This window comes from Mesorhizobium sp. CA5 (assembly GCF_020165105.1).
Lineage (GTDB): Bacteria > Pseudomonadota > Alphaproteobacteria > Rhizobiales > Rhizobiaceae > Mesorhizobium.
Genome location: NZ_JAIUHJ010000005.1, coordinates 89,814 through 107,006, shown reverse-complemented (window position 1 = coordinate 107,006; position 17,193 = coordinate 89,814). Strand labels below are relative to the sequence as shown.

General features: G+C 64.5%; 15 protein-coding genes. 14 read left to right on the top strand and 1 reads right to left on the bottom strand.

Annotation, left to right across the window (positions count from 1 at the left end; all coding sequences use genetic code 11):
* Window positions 1-159 precede the first annotated feature (159 nt).
* From LB529_RS08665 to LB529_RS08600, 14 genes are all read left to right on the top strand, one after another.
* On the top strand, window positions 160-1,203 hold the full coding sequence (locus LB529_RS08665; RefSeq protein WP_224710829.1) for a LacI family DNA-binding transcriptional regulator: 1,044 nt from the start codon (window positions 160-162) through the stop codon (window positions 1,201-1,203).
* On the top strand, window positions 1,200-2,216 hold the full coding sequence (locus LB529_RS08660) for a Gfo/Idh/MocA family protein (protein ID WP_224710828.1): 1,017 nt from the start codon (window positions 1,200-1,202) through the stop codon (window positions 2,214-2,216). Before LB529_RS08665 ends, LB529_RS08660 begins: the two co-directional genes overlap by 4 nt.
* Window positions 2,213-3,814 (top strand): acyl CoA:acetate/3-ketoacid CoA transferase, encoded by a 1,602-nt coding sequence (locus LB529_RS08655; protein ID WP_224710827.1) that lies wholly within the window; start codon window positions 2,213-2,215, stop codon window positions 3,812-3,814. Before LB529_RS08660 ends, LB529_RS08655 begins: the two co-directional genes overlap by 4 nt.
* The gene (locus LB529_RS08650; RefSeq protein ID WP_224710826.1) at window positions 3,807-4,580 is read left to right on the top strand and encodes an enoyl-CoA hydratase/isomerase family protein; all 774 of its coding nucleotides are present in this window, start codon (window positions 3,807-3,809) and stop codon (window positions 4,578-4,580) included. Before LB529_RS08655 ends, LB529_RS08650 begins: the two co-directional genes overlap by 8 nt.
* A gap of 10 nt (window positions 4,581-4,590) precedes the next feature.
* The gene (locus tag LB529_RS08645; protein WP_224710825.1) at window positions 4,591-6,102 is read left to right on the top strand and encodes an aldehyde dehydrogenase family protein; all 1,512 of its coding nucleotides are present in this window, start codon (window positions 4,591-4,593) and stop codon (window positions 6,100-6,102) included.
* Window positions 6,103-6,160: 58 nt separating this feature from the next.
* On the top strand, window positions 6,161-7,414 hold the full coding sequence (locus tag LB529_RS08640) for an ABC transporter substrate-binding protein (protein WP_224710824.1): 1,254 nt from the start codon (window positions 6,161-6,163) through the stop codon (window positions 7,412-7,414).
* Between the two features lie 125 nt (window positions 7,415-7,539).
* Entirely contained in the window at window positions 7,540-8,499 is a 960-nt protein-coding gene (locus tag LB529_RS08635; RefSeq protein ID WP_224710823.1) for a carbohydrate ABC transporter permease, read from the top strand.
* The gene (locus tag LB529_RS08630; protein ID WP_224710822.1) at window positions 8,496-9,440 is read left to right on the top strand and encodes a carbohydrate ABC transporter permease; all 945 of its coding nucleotides are present in this window, start codon (window positions 8,496-8,498) and stop codon (window positions 9,438-9,440) included. Before LB529_RS08635 ends, LB529_RS08630 begins: the two co-directional genes overlap by 4 nt.
* Window positions 9,441-9,461: 21 nt before the next feature.
* Window positions 9,462-10,577, top strand: a complete 1,116-nt coding sequence (locus LB529_RS08625) for an ABC transporter ATP-binding protein (protein ID WP_224710821.1) — start codon at window positions 9,462-9,464, stop codon at window positions 10,575-10,577.
* 6 nt (window positions 10,578-10,583) lie between these two features.
* Window positions 10,584-12,086 carry a GMC oxidoreductase gene (locus tag LB529_RS08620; RefSeq protein WP_224524111.1) on the top strand — a complete coding sequence of 501 codons (1,503 nt, stop codon included), beginning with the start codon at window positions 10,584-10,586 and terminating at the stop codon, window positions 12,084-12,086.
* A 208-nt stretch (window positions 12,087-12,294) separates the two neighbouring features.
* On the top strand, window positions 12,295-13,056 hold the full coding sequence (locus tag LB529_RS08615) for a 3-ketoacyl-ACP reductase (RefSeq protein WP_224524109.1): 762 nt from the start codon (window positions 12,295-12,297) through the stop codon (window positions 13,054-13,056).
* A gap of 6 nt (window positions 13,057-13,062) precedes the next feature.
* A complete protein-coding gene (locus tag LB529_RS08610; RefSeq protein ID WP_224543419.1) occupies window positions 13,063-14,691 on the top strand; it encodes a GMC family oxidoreductase in 1,629 nt (542 codons plus the stop codon).
* Window positions 14,692-14,701: 10 nt separating this feature from the next.
* Window positions 14,702-15,019 (top strand): Dabb family protein, encoded by a 318-nt coding sequence (locus LB529_RS08605; RefSeq protein WP_224524104.1) that lies wholly within the window; start codon window positions 14,702-14,704, stop codon window positions 15,017-15,019.
* Window positions 15,020-15,112: 93 nt separating this feature from the next.
* The gene (locus tag LB529_RS08600; protein WP_224524102.1) at window positions 15,113-16,330 is read left to right on the top strand and encodes an MFS transporter; all 1,218 of its coding nucleotides are present in this window, start codon (window positions 15,113-15,115) and stop codon (window positions 16,328-16,330) included.
* Window positions 16,331-16,340: 10 nt separating this feature from the next.
* On the opposite strand, the gene LB529_RS08595 is transcribed toward LB529_RS08600, so the two are convergent.
* Window positions 16,341-17,186, bottom strand: a complete 846-nt coding sequence (locus tag LB529_RS08595) for an EamA family transporter (protein WP_224524090.1) — start codon at window positions 17,184-17,186, stop codon at window positions 16,341-16,343.
* Window positions 17,187-17,193: the final 7 nt, after the last annotated feature.

The following is a 17,193-nucleotide window of genomic DNA, read 5'->3' as shown; positions in this document are numbered from 1 at the left end:
GAAGACATTGTGTCTCCTTTAGAACCCTTACATTCATTGATGTTTTGAACCGCGCCAATCAATTTTTCGAATCTCCGCGGAATCGTGATTGACTCGGATTTGGATCGATGATTAGAACGTTCCAATAGATCTTCTCGAAACTTGGAGGACATGACGAGGATGGCCAGCCGGCCCAAGGCGACGATCCTGGACATCGCTCGCGAGGCCGGCGTGTCCAAATCGACGGTGTCGCTCGTGCTGCAGGGCAGCGGGTTGATCCGGCCTGAAACGGCGGTCAAGGTGCGCAAGGCGATCGAGGATGTCGGCTATGTCTACAACCGCGGCGCCGCCAATCTGCGCAAGGCCCATTCCAATGTCATCGGCATGGTGATCAACGATCTCACCAACCCCTTTTTCGCCGAGTTGGCGGTCGGCATGGAGCGCGTCTTCCAGGCGGCGGGCGTCGTCCCCTTCATCGCCAACACGGCGGAAAACCCGGTGCGTCAGGAAGAGGTGCTGAAGTCGCTGATGGAACAGGGCGTCGCCGGCCTGATCGTCTCGCCGGCGCGCGGCACCACGCCCGGCACCTTCCGCCGGATAGAGACGGCCGGCGTCCCGATCGTCTTCACCATGCGCAGGCTGCCGGACAGCCGCGTTCCGGTGATCGCGCCGGACAATCATCGCGGCGCGGTGCTTGCCGCCGAACATCTGATCCGCAAGGGCCATCGCCGCCTGGCCTTCTTCGGCGGTTCATCCGATCTCGTTGTTTATCAGGAGCGCCTGGGAGGCTTCCTCGAAGCCTGCGAAACGCTCGGCATCCCAGCTTCCGACCGGCTGATCGTCGAGGGCGAGACCAGCCGCAAGGGCGGCATGGCCTGCCTGGAGACGGCCCTTGCCGTGCCGCGACCACCGACCGCAGCGCTGTGCTTCAACGATGCGGTAGCCTTCGGCGTCATGCTGGCATTGCGCAAACGCGGTCTCGAGGCGGGCGCAGACTTTGCCGTCGTCGGCTTCGACGACGTCGCCGAGGCCGAGCACTACAGCCCGGCGCTGACCAGCGTCGCCGTCGACACCGCGGGCCTCGGCGAGCGCGCGGCGCACGTCATGCTGAAGATGATCCAGTCGCGCACCACGCGCGCCGAGAACCATATCGGTGCCGTCAGCCTGGTCGTGCGGGAAAGCAGCGGCCCGGACCGCAACAGCCAAGTGGGAGACGCGGCATGAGCGTGCGATGGGGACTGATCGGCGCCAGCACGATCGCCAAACAGTTCATGATCGATGCCATCCGCGCGCAGGCCGACGGCGAGGTCGCCGCCGTGATGAGCTCCAGCCCGGAACGGGCCGAGACCTATGCAAGGGAAAACGGCATCGCACGCGCCGTCTCGTCTCTCGACGCGCTGCTCAACTCGAATATCGACGCCGTCTACATCTCGACCACCAACGAATTGCATCTCGAGCAGGGGCTTGCCGCGATCAAGGCCGGCAAGCATGTGCTGTGCGAGAAGCCGCTGGCGCTGACCAGCGCCGATGCGCGTGAGATGGTTGTCGCCGCGAAAGCTGCCGGTATCGTCTTCGGCACCAATCACCATCTGCGCAATGCCGGCGCGCACCGCGCCATGCGCGAGGCGATCGCCGCCGGCCGCATCGGCAAGCCGATCGCGGTGCGCGTCTTTCATTCCGTCTATCTGCCGGAAAACCTGCAGGGTTGGCGCATCGCCAAGCCTGAGGCCGGCGGCGGCGTTGTGCTCGACATAACCGTGCATGATGCCGACACGCTGCGCTTCGTGCTGGACGACGACCCCGTCGAGATTTCGGCCTTCACGCAAGCCGCCGGCATGGCCGGCGGCGGACTGGAGGACGGCGCCATGTGCATCTGGCGCTTCAAGTCCGGCGTCATCGCGCAGTCGCATGAGGGCTTCACCACGAAATTCGCCGGCACCGGCTTCGAGGTGCATGGCTCGGAAGGCTCGCTGATCGCCGCCAATGTGATGACGCAGAAGCCGGTCGGCTCGGTGCATCTGCGCAGCTCGAGCGGAGAAGAAGAGCTGAGCTTCGACCGCGAGGATCTATACACCCGCTCGCTGCGCCACTTCCATGCCGCGATCCGCGGCGAAGGGCGGCCTGCCGCCACCGGCGAGGACGGCGTCTGGTCGCTGGCATCGGCCGAAGCAGCACTGCAATCGTCGAACACCGGCAAGGCCGTCGCTATCGACCCGCAACTTGGGGGCCTCACGTGAGCAAGCTCGTCTCGGCGGCCTATGCCGCCAGCCTGATCAAGGACGGCATGGTCGTGTCGGTGTCGTCGTCGAGCGGGCTCGGCTGCCCCGACGCCGTGCTTGCCGCGATCGGCGAGCGTTTCGACGCGGAAGGCCATCCGCAGGCGATCACCACGCTGCATCCGATCGCCGCCGGCGACATGTACGGCATCAAGGGCATCGACCATCTCGCCAAGCCAGGCCTGCTCAAGCGCACGCTCTGCGGCTCCTATCCGTCCGGCCCCTCCTCTGCCGAGCCGCCGCAGATCTGGAAGATGATCGGCGACAATTCGATCGCCGCCTACAACGTGCCGTCCGGCATCCTGTTCGATATGCATCGCGAGGCCGCCGCCAAACGTCCCGGCGTGCTGACCAAGGTCGGCCTCGACACATTTGCCGATCCGCGTCACCAAGGCTGCGCCATGAACGCCGCGGCCAGCGAGCCGATAGTCTCGGTCGAGCAGTTCGACGGCGAGGAATGGCTCTATTTCCGCGCCATCGTGCCGAACGTCTCGATCATCCGCGCCACGACGGCCGACGAACGCGGCAATCTCACCTACGAGCACGAGGGCGCCTATCTCGGCGGGCTGGAGCAGGCACTGGCCGCCCGCAACAATGGCGGCATCGTCGTTGCGCAGGTCAAGCGCGTCGTCGAGAACGGCACCCTGAAGCCGCACGATGTGCGGGTGCCAGGCGTGCTGGTCGACCATGTTGTGGTAGCGCCCGACCAGTTGCAGACGACGCAGACGCCTTACGACCCGGCAATCTCCGGCGAGATCTTCCGGCCGCTGTCGACCTTCCGCACGCCGGAGATGAACATCCAGAAGGTGATCGCGCGCCGCGTCGCCATGGAATTGCGCGACGGCATGGCCGTCAACATCGGCTTCGGCATCTCGGCCAATGTGCCGCGCATCCTTCTCGAGGAAGGCCAGCACGGCAAGGTCACCTGGGTGATCGAGCAAGGCGCGGTCGGCGGCGTGCCGCTGCTCGACTTCAAGTTCGGCTGTGCCTCCAACGCCGAGGCGATCATGCCCTCGCCGCACCAGTTCATCTATTTCCAGGCCGGCGGCTTCGACGCCTCGCTGCTCTCCTTCCTGCAGATCGACCGCCATGGCTCGGTCAACGTCTCCAAGCTCTCGGCGCGGCCGCATGTGACGGCCGGCGCCGGCGGCTTCGTCGACATCACCGCGCGCGCGAAGAAGATCGTCTTTTCCGGCTTCTTCAATGCCGGCGCCAAGCTGTCGCTGGCTGGAGGCGCGATCCGCATCGACCAGGAAGGCAAGGTGAAGAAGGTGGTCGCGGAGGTCGAGCACATCTCCTTCTCCGGCAAGCGGGCGGTCACCCAGGGGCAGGACATCACCTATGTCACCGAGCGCTGCGTGATGAAGCTGACGCCGGACGGGCTGATGGTGACGGAACTGGCGCCCGGCATCGACCTCGAACGCGATGTGCTGGCGCAGGCCGAGATCCCGCTCGCTGTGGCGAACGACCTCAAGGTCACGCCTGCGGCGCTTTATCAGGACCGGCCGATCGGCCTGTCGCTCAATGGCGGCGCTTCGCTCGGAGGCGCGCATGGCTGAGCTTGTCACCTTCGAGCGGGACGACGCCATAGGCATCGTCACGCTGCGCCGGCCGGAAAAGTTCAACGCGCTCGACATCCCGATGCTGCGTGCGCTCGAAGCGGCGCTCGACGAAGCGGAACTGGCCGAGGGCGTTCGCGCCGTGCTCATCCGCGGCGAAGGCAAGGGCTTCTGCGCCGGCGGCGACGTCGAGGCGTGGGGTGCCATGAGCGCCGCCGACTTCCAGGTGCAATGGGTGCGCTACGGCCACCGCGTCTTCGATCGGCTGGCGCGGCTCAGGCAGCCGACCATCGCCGTGCTCTCCGGTCATGCGCTGGGCGGCGGGCTGGAACTGGCGGCGGCCTGCGATTTCCGCGTCGCCGAAATGCAGGTCAAGCTCGGCTTCCCCGAAACCTCGATCGGTGTCGTTCCCGGTTGGTCGGGCACGCAGCGCGCGGTACGCCGCTTCGGCGCACAGATCGTGCGCCGGATGGCAATCGGCGGCGAGATTTTCCTGGCATCCGACGCGCTCGCGCACGGTGTCGTCGACCGACTGGTCGAAACAGGCAAGGCTTTCGACGAAGCCAAAGCCTGGGCCGAAAAGATCGCCGAGCGCGGTCCGCTGGCGACGGAGGCCGCGAAGCTGATGATCGGCATTACCGAGGGCGAGGAAGACGCCGCCGCGACCGAGGCGCTGGCCAGCGGTTTCATCGCGCTCACCGCCGATCTTAAAGCCGGCGTCGGCGCCTTCAAGACCAAGCAGAAGCCGGCCTTTTCGAGATCCTAGAGAAGACATGATGAACGCACCGCTCAACATTGCCATGCCGGCCGAGGCGTCTGAGGCGCCGAAGGCCTACAAGCTGCTGATCGACGGCAGGCATGTCGATGCCTGCGACGGCCGCAGCATAGAGCGCGCCAGCCCAGGCCACGGCTTCGTCGTGTCCCGTTATGCGCAAGCGGGCGCGGCGGAAGTCGAGGCGGCGGTGCAGGCCGCGCATAAGGCCTTCGAGACCGGTCCGTGGCCGCGCATGAAGGCATCGGAACGCGCGGCGGTTCTGCTGAAGGCTGCCGACCTGATCGAGGCGCGGCTGGAGCAGATCGCGCGGCTCGACGCGCTGGAATCCGGCAAGCCGATCGCCCAGGCGCGCGCAGAGATCGGCGGCGCCATCGACATCTGGCGCTATGCCGCCTCGCTTGCCCGCACGCTGCATGGCGAAAGCTACGCCAATCTCGGCGACTCCATGCTGGGCGTCGTGCTGCGCGAGCCGATCGGCGTCGTCTCGATCATCACGCCGTGGAATTTCCCTTTCCTGATCGTCAGCCAAAAGCTGCCCTTCGCGCTTGCCGCCGGCTGCACGGCGGTGGTGAAGCCGAGCGAGATGACGTCCGCTTCCACTTTCGTGCTCGGCGACATCCTGCTCGAGGCCGGGCTGCCGGCCGGCGTCGTCAACATTCTCGCAGGCTACGGCGCCGATGTCGGCGCGCCGATGGTCGTCCATCCGCTGGTCGAGATGGTCTCCTTCACCGGCTCGACCCGTGTCGGCAAGACAACCATGGCCGCCGCTTCCGATACCTTGAAGAAGGTCTCGATGGAACTCGGCGGCAAGAACGGCCAGATCGTCTTCCCCGACGCCGACCTCGAGGCCGCTGCGGATGCCGCGGTGTTCGGCGGCTTCTTCAACGCCGGCGAATGCTGCAATGCCGGCAGCCGCCTGATCGTGCATGAGGCGATCGCCGACGACTTCCTCAACGCGGTCAAGGCGCTGTCCCAGAAGGTCCGCGTCGGCGATCCGCTCGACGACCGCACCAAGGTCGGCGCGATGATCTCGGCCGACCATATGGAAAAGGTAGCCGGCTATGTGACGGCGGCGAAGACCGACGGCGGCAGCGTTTTCGCCGGTGGCGCGCGGCTTCCATCCAATGCCGGCCAATATCTCGATCCGACCATCATCCGTGACGTCACGGAGGATATGGCGATCGCGCGCGAGGAAGTGTTCGGACCAGTGCTGTCCGTGCTCACTTTTGAAACGATTGAAGAGGCATTGCGCATTGCCAACAACACGCCCTATGGTTTGTCTGCAGGGGTGTGGAGCGCCGGTATCGACACGTGCATGTCGGTGGCGCGCGGCGTGCGTTCGGGGACGGTTTGGGTGAATACGTTCATGGAAGGTTATCCCGAACTGCCCTTCGGCGGCTACAAGCAGTCCGGTCTGGGACGCGAACTCGGCAAACGCGCCGTCGAGGATTATACCGAGGAAAAGACTATCCAGTTTCATCGCGGCCAGCGCACCGGATGGTGGGTCGGCTGAGTTGGGAGACCCCGGCGGACACCCGCCGGTTCTGTGAATGCAACAAGGGAGGTAGTACATGTTGCGCAAACTGCTTATCGGAACGGCTCTTGCGACGAGCTTTGCGTTCTCGGCGCACGCCGCGGACGTCAAGGAAGTGCAGATGCTGCATTGGTGGACGTCGGGCGGCGAAGCGGCTGCTCTGAACGTGCTGAAGCAGGATCTGGCCAAGGAAGGCTATGCCTGGAAGGACGTGCCGGTGGCCGGCGGCGGCGGCGACGCCGCCATGACCGCGCTGAAGGCGATGGTCGCGGCCGGCAACTATCCGACCGCCTCGCAGATGCTCGGCTACACCGTGCTCGACTATGCCGCCGCCGGCGTCATGGGCGACCTCACCGAGACCGCCAAGAAGGAAGGCTGGGACAAGTCGGTTCCGGCCGCCCTGCAGAAGTTCTCCGTCTATGACGGCAAGTGGGTCGCGGCCCCGGTCAACGTCCACTCCGTCAACTGGCTGTGGATCAACAAGGCGGTGATGGACAAGATCGGCGGCACCGAGCCGAAGACCTTCGACAACTTCGTGGCGTTGCTCGACAAGGCCAAGGCCGCGGGCGTCATCCCGCTGGCACTCGGCGGCCAGAACTGGCAGGAAGCGACCATGTTCGATTCCGTCGTGCTGTCGACCGGCGGACCGGAATTCTACAAGAAGGCGATGAACGACCTCGATGAGGAGTCGCTCAAGTCCGACACGATGAAGAAGTCGTTCGACAACCTCGCCAAGCTCGTCAAATATGTCGACCCTAACTTCTCGGGCCGCGACTGGAATCTCGCCACCGCCATGGTCATCAAGGGCGATGCGCTGGTCCAGGTCATGGGCGACTGGGCCAAGGGCGAGTTCCACGCCGCCAACAAGACCCCGGGCACCGACTTCCTGTGCTACCGCTTCCCGGGCACCGACGGCTCGGTGATCTACAACTCCGACATGTTCGGCATGTTCAACGTGCCGGAGGACCGCAAGGCCGCTCAGGTGGCACTCGCCACCGCCACTTTGTCGAAGAGCTTCCAGTCGGCCTTCAACGTCGTGAAGGGTTCGGTCCCGGCCCGCACCGACGTGCCTGATACCGACTTCGACGCTTGCGGCAAGAAGGGCATCGCCGACCTGAAGAAGGCCAATGAGGGCGGCACGTTGTTCGGCTCGCTGGCGCAGGGCTACGGCGCCCCGCCGGCCGTCGCGAACGCCTACAAGGATGTCGTGTCGAAGTTCGTCCACGGTCAGATCAAGACCTCAGACGAAGCCGTGACCGAGCTGGTCAAGGCTATCGACGACGCCAAGTAGCCGTTGCTTGAACTCGGATCTCCCCCGCTTCGGCGGGGGAGGTCTCCCGTCCACAAAAAGTGCGGGAAAGACCCTGGCGCGTTTCGCGCCGGGCGGTTTCCGACCAACCGGTACTGGACGAGCCTATGAGCACAGTTGCCGAAACCCGGATCAAGCTGACACCGGAGCATGACGCCCGTCCTGGCGCGTCGGTCCGGTCGCGGCTGCAGGATCTGCTGCCGAAGATCGTTTTGGCGCCGAGTTTCGCGGCGACGATTGTCTTCGTCTATGGCTTCATCCTGTGGACGATCTATCTGTCCTTCACCAATTCCAAGACATTCCCGTCCTATGCCGTCACCGGAGCCCGCGCCTATCAGAGGCTGTGGCGCTGGACCTTCGAGAGCGACCCGCCGTCGAGCTGGTACACCTCGATCACCAATATGGGCATATTCGGCTTCCTCTACATCCTGATCTGCCTGGCGCTCGGCCTGTTCCTGGCCGTCCTGCTCGACCAGAAGATCCGCGGCGAAGGCGTGCTCAGGCCGATCTACCTCTACCCGATGGCGCTCTCCTTCATCGTCACCGGCGTCGCCTGGAAATGGTTCCTCGATCCCGGCCTCGGGCTGGAACAGACGCTGCATCAGTGGGGCTGGACGAGCTTCCATTTCGACTGGATCAAGAACAAGGATTTCGTCATCTACACCGTGGTGATCGCCGGCGTCTGGCAGGCTTCCGGCTTCGTCATGGCGATGTTCCTGGCCGGCCTTCGCGGCATCGACGGCGAGATCATGAAGGCCGCGCAGATCGACGGCGCTTCCACCTTCCAGCTCTACCGCCGCATCGTCATCCCGCTGCTCAGGCCCGTCTTCCTGTCGGCCTTCATCGTGCTCGCGCACCTCGCCATCAAGTCCTATGACCTGGTCGTGGCGCTGACCAGCGGCGGGCCCGGCGGCTCGGCCTGGCTGCCGTCCAACTTCATGTATGAGTTCACCTTCAAGCGCAACGAGATGGCGGTCGGGTCGGCCAGCGCGGTAATCATGCTGATGACCATCACCGCCATCATCGTTCCGTATCTTTATTCCGAGCTCAGGGAGAAGTCGCGATGAGCGCTGTCGCTTCACCCGCCGGCCAAGCCGCAAGCGGCGCCCGCGCCAGGACGCTCAACCGCATCGTCATCTACGGCCTGCTGGCGCTGTTCGCGATCTTCTATCTGATGCCGCTCTTCGTCATGCTGGTCACCTCGTTCAAGACCATGGACGAGATCCAGAACGGCAACATGCTGTCGCTGCCGCATGCGCCGACTTTCGCGCCGTGGATAAAGGCGTGGAGCGAAGTCTGCTCGGGCCTGACCTGCGTCGGCATGAAGGGCTATTTCTGGAACTCCATCAAGATGGTCGTGCCGGCAGTGCTGATCTCGACGCTGCTCGGCGCGCTCAACGGCTATGTGCTGACCAAATGGCGCTTCCGCGGCCACACGCTGGTATTTGCCATGATGCTGTTCGCCTGCTTCATCCCGTTCCAGTCGGTGCTGTTGCCGATGGCGACGATCCTCGGCAGCCTCGGCCGCTTCGGCGTCACCCTGCAGAACGCGACCGGGTTCAACTTCGGTCTCGGCAATTCGACCGTGAACCTGGTCTTCGTCCATGTAGTCTACGGCCTCGGCTTCACCACGCTGTTCTTCCGCAATTATTACGAGGCCTTCCCGACCGAGTTGGTGAAGGCGGCACAGGTCGACGGCGCCTCCTTCTTCCAGATATTCCGGCGCATCATGCTGCCCAATTCGCTGCCGATCATCGTTGTGACGGTGATTTACCAGTTCACCAACATCTGGAACGACTTCCTGTTCGCCTCTGCCTATGCGGGCTCCGGCGACGTGATGCCGATGACGGTGGCGCTGAACAATGTCGTCAACACCTCGACCGGCGTCGTCGAATACAACGTCAACATGGCGGCGGCGATGATCGCCGCGCTCCCCACCCTGATCGTCTATGTCGTCGCCGGCCGCTATTTCGTGCGCGGGCTGATGGCGGGCGCGGTCAAGGGCTGACCACATTCGGAAGGAACGACCATGGCTTTTCTGGAAATTGATGGGCTGAAGAAGCGCTTCGGGAATGTCGAGATCCTGAAGGGCATCGATGTCGAGCTCGAAAAGGGCGGCTTCCTGGTGCTCGTCGGCCCTTCCGGCTGCGGCAAGTCTACGCTGCTCAACACGATCGCCGGCCTGGAGCAGATCACCGAGGGCGAGATCCGCGTCGACGGCCGCGCGATCAACGACCTGCATCCTTCGAAGCGCGACATCGCCATGGTGTTCCAGAGCTATGCGCTCTACCCGAATATGACGGTTGCCGGCAACATCGCCTTCGGCATGGAGATGCGCGGCGTGCCGGCGGCGGAACGCCAGGCGGCGATCGACAAGGTGGCGAAGATCCTGCAGATCGGCCATCTCCTCAACCGCAAGCCCAGTCAGCTTTCCGGCGGCCAGCGGCAGCGCGTCGCCATGGGCCGGGCGCTGGTCCGCGACCCGAAACTCTTCCTATTCGACGAGCCGCTCTCCAATCTCGACGCCAAGCTGCGCGTCGACATGCGCATCGAGATCAAGCGCCTGCACGCCACGACCGGCACGACCATCGTCTATGTCACGCATGACCAGATCGAGGCGATGACGCTGGCGACCAAGATCGCCGTCATGCGCGACGGCGAGGTGCAGCAATTCGGCACGCCGGCCGAAATCTACAACAACCCGACCAACATCTTTGTCGCCGACTTCATGGGCTCGCCGGCGATGAACCTGATCCCGGCCAAGATCGGCGCCAATGGCAGCGGGCTTTCGGTGGTGCTGGACCGCGAGGCGCGCCAGCCGATCGTGCTGCCGATGCCCGGCGCGCCCACCGGCCTTGCGGCCTTCAAGGACAAGCCGGTGATCTTCGGCGTGCGCCCCGAAGCGCTGACCGACCCGGAAGGTGCGGAACGCAACGCTTCGAACATCGCCACCGCCGACTGCCATATCGAAGTGGTGGAGCCGGCGGGATCGGATACTTTTGCCGTCACCAATCTGGGCGGCAAGGGCGTGGTGGCGCGGCTGAGAGCTGATGCGAATATCCAGCCCGGCACCAGCACGCCTTTGGCCTTCAACCTCAGCAAGGCGGTGTTCTTCGACCCGGCGACCGAGAAGCGCATCCTTTAAAAAGCTATGGCAAACCCGGATATCGTCATCATCGGCTCCGGCATCGGCGGCGCCACGATCGCCTCCGGCTTGGCCGGCAGCGGCGCCTCGATCCTGATCCTGGAGCGTGGCGAGCCGCTGCCCGCGACGCCGCATGCGCGCTCGACGCGCTCCATCTTCATCGACGAGCACTACCGGCCGAAGGAGATGTGGCGCGAGGCCGGCGGTGCCGCCTTCAACCCAGGCAACTATTACTATGTCGGCGGCAATTCGAAGTTCTTCGGCGCCGTCCTGATCCGCTACCGCAAGGAGGATTTTTCCGAGCTCGAGCATTTCGGCGGCGTCTCGCCGGCCTGGCCGTTTTCCTATGACGAATTCGAGCCGTGGTATTCGAAGGCCGAGCAGCTTTTTCGCGTGCGCGGCACGCTGGGTGAAGACCCGACCGAGCCGTTCCATTCGATCCCCTACGCCTTCAAGCCGGTGCCGGACGAGCCGCCGATCGCGCGCGCCCGCGCCGAGCTGAAGAGCCTTGGACTCCATCCTGCCTCGCTACCGCTCGGCGTCGACATCGAGGCCTGGCTGAAGGACGGCAGGACGGGCTGGGACGCCTTCCCCAACACCGGCCAGGGCAAGATCGACGCCCAGACTGGACCGCTGACGGCGGCGCTCACCGACAAGAACATCCGGCTCGAGACCGGCGCGCATGTCGACTGGCTCGAAACCGCGCCGGACGGCAAGTCGATCGCCGCCATCCACTACACCCAGAACGGCGAGCACAAGACGCTGTCGCCGAAGCTCGTCATCCTGTCCGCCGGCGCGATCAATTCGGCCGCCATCCTGCTGCGCTCGCCCTCCGCTACCGGCAACGGCCTCGCCAACAGCTCCGACCAGGTCGGGCGCAATTTCATGAACCACAATTCGAGTGCGATGCTGGCGATCGACCCGCGCCGCCGCAACGATAGCGTCTACCAGAAGACGCTGATGCTCAACGATTACTACCTGTCCGACGGCAAGGACGGCAAGCCGCTCGGCAATGTGCAGCTGCTCGGCAAGATCGACGGCAACATGCTGAAGGCCAATGTGAAGAGGATGCCGAAATTCGTGCTCGACTTCATGGCCGGCCACGCCGTCGATTGGTACCTGATGTGCGAGGACCTGCCCGATCCCGAAAGCCGCATCATGGTCGACGGCAAGGAGATCATCATGCAATGGCGGCGCTCCAACATGCAGTCGCTGGATGGCCTGACCAAGGTCATGCGCGAGAACCTTCGCGCCTGCGGCTATCCGATCGTGCTGTCGCGGCCCTTCGACAAGCGCACGCCGTCGCACCAATGCGGCACCGTGAAGATCGGCAACGACCCGGCAACATCGCCGCTCGACCCCTTCTGCCGCGCCTGGGATCATCAAAACCTGTTCGTCGTCGACGGCGGCTTCCTGCCGACATCGGCCGCCGTCAACCCGGCGCTGTCGATCGCCGCGCAGGCGCTGCGCGTTGCCGACCATATCCGCAAGACGGAGCTTTCTTCATGATAGGCCGGCGCCGCCCCTCATCCGCCTGCCGGCACCTTCTCCCCGTAAACGGGGAGAAGAAGGCTGGCCGCAACGCCGGCACCCATTCTGCAACGCTTGCGACTGGCGAAGCCGGCGACAAAGGCTTCCTTCTCCCCGTCACTATACGGGGAGAAGTGCCCGGCAGGGCGATGAGGGGCAGCGCGAACGTTCAAAAGGCTAGTCTCCAATGACCCGCCCGGCAGCCATCGTCACCGGCGGCGCTCGGGGTATTGGCCTCGCCTGCGCCGAGGCGCTGGCGGACGCCGGCTTCGACCTCCTCGTCGCCGACCTTGCCAACAAACCCGTCGGCGGTCTCGCCGAAAACATCGCCGGGCGTGGCGCGAAGTTCGCTTACGCCCAATGCGACATCGCTGATCTCGCACGCCACCCTGCGCTCGTTGATGCTGCAACCAACGCCTTCGGCCGCATCGATTGCCTGGTCAACAACGCCGGCGTCGGCGCCGTGGTGCGCGGCGATCTGTTGGAGCTGAAGCCGGAGAATTTCGACCGCGCTCTGGATATCAACCTGCGCGGTACAGTGTTCCTCAGCCAGGCCGTCGCCAAGGTCATGCTTGCGGCATCCGCAAACGCCGTCCGATCGATCATCACCATCACCTCGGTCAGCGCCGCCATGGCTTCGCCGGAACGCGCCGACTACTGCATCTCCAAGGCCGGGCTTTCGATGTGGGTGAAAAACCTGGCGCTGCGGCTTGCACCAGAAAATATCGGCGTGTTCGAGGTCCGGCCGGGCATCATCCGAACCGATATGACGGCTGGCGTTTCCGCCAAATATGACGCGCTGATCGAGGGTGGGCTGGTGCCGGCAAAACGCTGGGGCGAGGCAGGCGATATCGGCACTGTCGTGGCCGCGCTTGCCTCCGGAAAGTTCGCCTTTTCGACCGGATCGGTCATCGATGTCGACGGCGCGCTCTCCGTGCCACGCTTGTGAGGAACCATGGCTGACTACATCATCGTCGGCGCCGGTCCGGCCGGCTGCGTTCTCGCCAACCGGCTGACCGAGGATCCGTCGAATTCCGTCCTGCTTCTGGAGGCCGGCGGCAAGGACTGGCATCCGCTGATCCACATGCCGGCGGGCTTTGCCAAGATGACCAAGGGTATCGCCTCCTGGGGCTGGTCGACAGTGCCGCAGAGGCACATGAAGGACCGCGTCTTCTGGTACACGCAGGCCAAGGTCGTCGGCGGCGGCTCATCGATCAACGCCCAGATCTACACGCGCGGCAATGCCCGCGACTATGACGCCTGGGAGAAGGAAGAGGGACTGGCCGGCTGGGGCTATCGCGATGTGCTGCCCTATTTCAAGCGCGCCGAGAACAACCAGCGCTTCGCGAACGATTTCCATGGCGACCAGGGACCGCTCGGCGTCTCCAACCCGATCTCGCCGCTGCCGATCTGCGAGGCCTATTTTCGCGCCGGGCAGGAAATGGGCATTCCGTTCAACCCCGACTTCAACGGCGCCAGCCAGGAAGGCGTCGGCTACTATCAGCTGACCCAGAAGGATGCGCGGCGTTCATCAGCCTCCGTGGCCTATCTGAAGCCGATCCGCAGCCGCAAGAACCTGACGGTCAGGACCGATGTGCTCGTCACCCGCGTCGTCGTCGAGAAGGGCCGCGCCGTCGGCGTCGAGATCGTCGACAAGCCGGGCGGCGAGAAGACCATATTGCGCGTCGAACGCGAGGTGATCGTCTCGTCGGGCGCCATCGGCTCGCCGAAACTTCTGCTGCAATCAGGCATCGGCCCGGCCGATCATCTGAAGTCGGTTGGCGTCACGCCCGTGCATGACCTGCCCGGCGTCGGCTCCAACATGCAGGATCATCTCGACCTTTTCGTCATCGCCGAATGCACCGGCGACCATACCTATGACAATTACGCCAAGCTGCACCGCACGATGTGGGCCGGCTTGCAATATCTGCTGCTCAAGAAGGGCCCCGTCGCCTCAAGCCTGTTCGAGACCGGCGGCTTCTGGTACGCCGACCCGACCGCCGCCTCGCCCGACATCCAGTTCCATCTCGGCCTCGGCTCCGGCATCGAGGCAGGCGTCGAGAAGCTGAAGAATCCGGGCGTGACGCTGAACTCCGCCTTCCTGCGCCCGCGCTCGCGCGGCACGGTGCGATTGAAGAGCGCCGACCCCGCCGACCACCCGCTGATCGATCCGAACTACTGGTCCGATCCTTACGACCGCGACATGTCGATCAAGGGCCTGCGGCTGGCTCGCGAGATCATGCGGCAGAAGGCGCTGCAGCCCTATGTGCTGCGCGAGGTGCTGCCCGGCCCTGCCCTGCAAAGCGACGCGGACCTTTTCGACTACGCCTGCCGCACGTCGAAGACCGACCACCACCCCGTCGGCACCTGCCGCATGGGGCATGATGCGATGGCCGTGGTGACGCCGGATTTGAGGCTGCGCGGCATCGAAGGTCTGCGCGTCTGCGATGCGTCGGTGATGCCGCGCGTTCCCTCCTCCAACACGAATGCGCCGACGATCATGGTCGGGGAAAAAGGCGCCGATCTCATCCTCGGCCGCGAGCCGCTGCCGCCGGCCGTGTTCAAGGGCAACCAGGCGGCATGAGGCATCAACGATGATCCGGCATTGCGTCTTTGTCCGCTTTCGCGACGACGTCCCTGAAATCGAGCGCGCGGCGATTCACGCTGATCTCGAAGCCTTGCGCGCCGTTATCGCCGGCATGGACAGGGTCCAATTCAGCGCCAATGTCAGCCCGGAGCCGTTCGGGCGCGGCTTCGGTCACGGTTTCACCATCGACTTCCGCGATGCCAACGCCCGCGACGCCTACCTCGTTCACGAGGCGCATCAGCGCGCCGGCGCGCGCCTGGTCGCCGCGCTCGAAGGCGGCACCGACGGGCTGATGGTCATTGATCTGGAGGTGACGCAAATGTGACCGCTCGCCGGCTCAAATCCGGCGGCCGTCCCGTTCTCTTTTGCCCGCCCTGGAACATATCGTGCTTTCGGGGGATGCAAAAGGAGCACTGCCTTGAACCTCACCCCCGAGCAGAAGAAAACCGTAACCGCATCGTTCCTCGGCTGGACGCTCGACGCTTTTGATTTCTTCCTTCTGACATTCCTGCTCACCGATATTGCCGCTGAATTCCAGACCGACGTGCCGGCGGTCTCCAAAGCACTGTTCCTGACACTGGCGACGCGTTTCATCGGCGCGTTCTTCTTCGGCGTGCTTGCCGACAGATACGGCCGCAAGCCCATTCTGATGCTCAATATCGTCAGCTATTCGGTGATCGGCGCCTTGGCCGCCTTCTCGCCCAATCTCGGCATATTCCTGGCGCTGCGTGCCCTGTTCGGCATAGCCATGGGAGGCGAATGGGGTCTGGGCAGCTCGCTCGCCATGGAATCCATTCCGCCAAGCGCGCGCGGCACGGTCTCGGGCATTCTGCAATGCGGCTATCCGGCCGGCTATCTGCTGGCCGCGGTCGTCTACGGGCTGCTCTACGGGCAGAAGATCGGCGACTTCACCTTCGGTTGGCGCGCCATGTTCCTCCTGAGCTTCCTGCCGGCGCTGATCGTGCTCTTCATCCGCTCGCATGTGCCGGAATCGCCGGCCTTCGTCGAAGGCCGCGCCCAGACGCGGCCCGGCCTTTTAGAAACGTTGCGGAAGCACTGGCGGATCGCGCTCTACGCCGTGGTGCTGATGATGTTCTTCAACTTCTTCAGCCATGGCACGCAGGACCTCTATCCGACCTTCCTGAAGAAGCAGCACGGCTTCGACACGCACACGGTGAGCTGGATCACCATCGTCGCCAATATCGGCGCGATCGTCGGCGGCCTGGCCTTCGGCGCGCTGTCCGAGAAGATTGGCCGCATCAACGCCATCACGCTCGCTTGCGTGATCGCCATGCCGGCAATCCCGCTCTGGGCTTACACGACCACGCCCTTCATGCTGGCAATCGGCGCATTCATCATGCAGGTCGCGGTGCAGGGAGCCTGGGGCGTCATCCCGGTGCATCTCAACGAATTGTCGCCAGGCTCGGTGCGGGCGACCTTGCCCGGCTTCATCTACCAGGCCGGCAATCTCGCCGCTTCCTATGGCGGTCCCTATCAGGCCGGCATTGCCGAAGCGCCGGGAGGCAGCTACGGCTATGCGCTGGCCCTGTTTGCCGGCGTGGTCGCCGTCTGCATCATCGTCGTCATCCGCTTCAGTCCGGAAAGGCGTGGCCAGGTGATGACCGTGCTCGGCTGAGGGTCTGTCTTCAACCCATTCTGAGCGCCGCGACACCGGCAACGATGCCGAGCGCCGCGGCCGCGCGCCAGACGGTCATCTTCTCGCCCAGCGCCAGCACCGAGATCAGCATGGCAAACAGGATCGAGGTCTCGCGCAGCGACGCGACCGAGGCGATCGGCGCCTTGGTCATTGCCCACATCACGATCCAATAGGCCGCGCCGCTGAGCACGCCGGTGAACAGCCCGGCCTTCCAGTCGCGCGCCAGCACAGGCAGCGACCGCGGCCCGCGAAAGAAGATGCACAGCAAAAGCGCCCACGTCGCATCGCAGACGAACAGCCAGGCCGCATAGCTTTGCGCGGTTGCCGCCAGCCGCGCGCCGCTGCCGTCGGAGAGTGTGTAGCTGGCGATGAAGATCGATGTGCCGAGCGCGAAGCCGACCGCGCGCAGATTGAGCTTCTCCAGATGCGCCCCGCCCCGGAACGACATGACCAGCGTGCCCGCCGACAGAAGCACGATGCCGAGGATGGCGAATGGCGCCGGGACCTCGCCGATCAGGACGATGCCGCCGAGCGCCGAGAGCAATGGTGCGGTGCCGCGCGCCAGCGGATAGGTCTGAGCGAAATCGCCGGCCTTGTAGGCGCCGATCAAGAAAGTGCGGTAGCCCATGTGGAAGATCATCGAGGCGAAGATGTAAGGCCAAACTTCGGCCTTTGGCACCTCGACGAAGGGAAGCGCGACCAGCGCCGCAAAGCCCATGCCGAGCGTCATCAGTGTGATCGACAGGAAGCGGTCGAGATGCACCTTGACCAGCGCGTTCCAGATCGCATGCATGGCCGCCGCCGAAAGCACCGCCAGGACGACGAACAGCGTCATGCCTGCC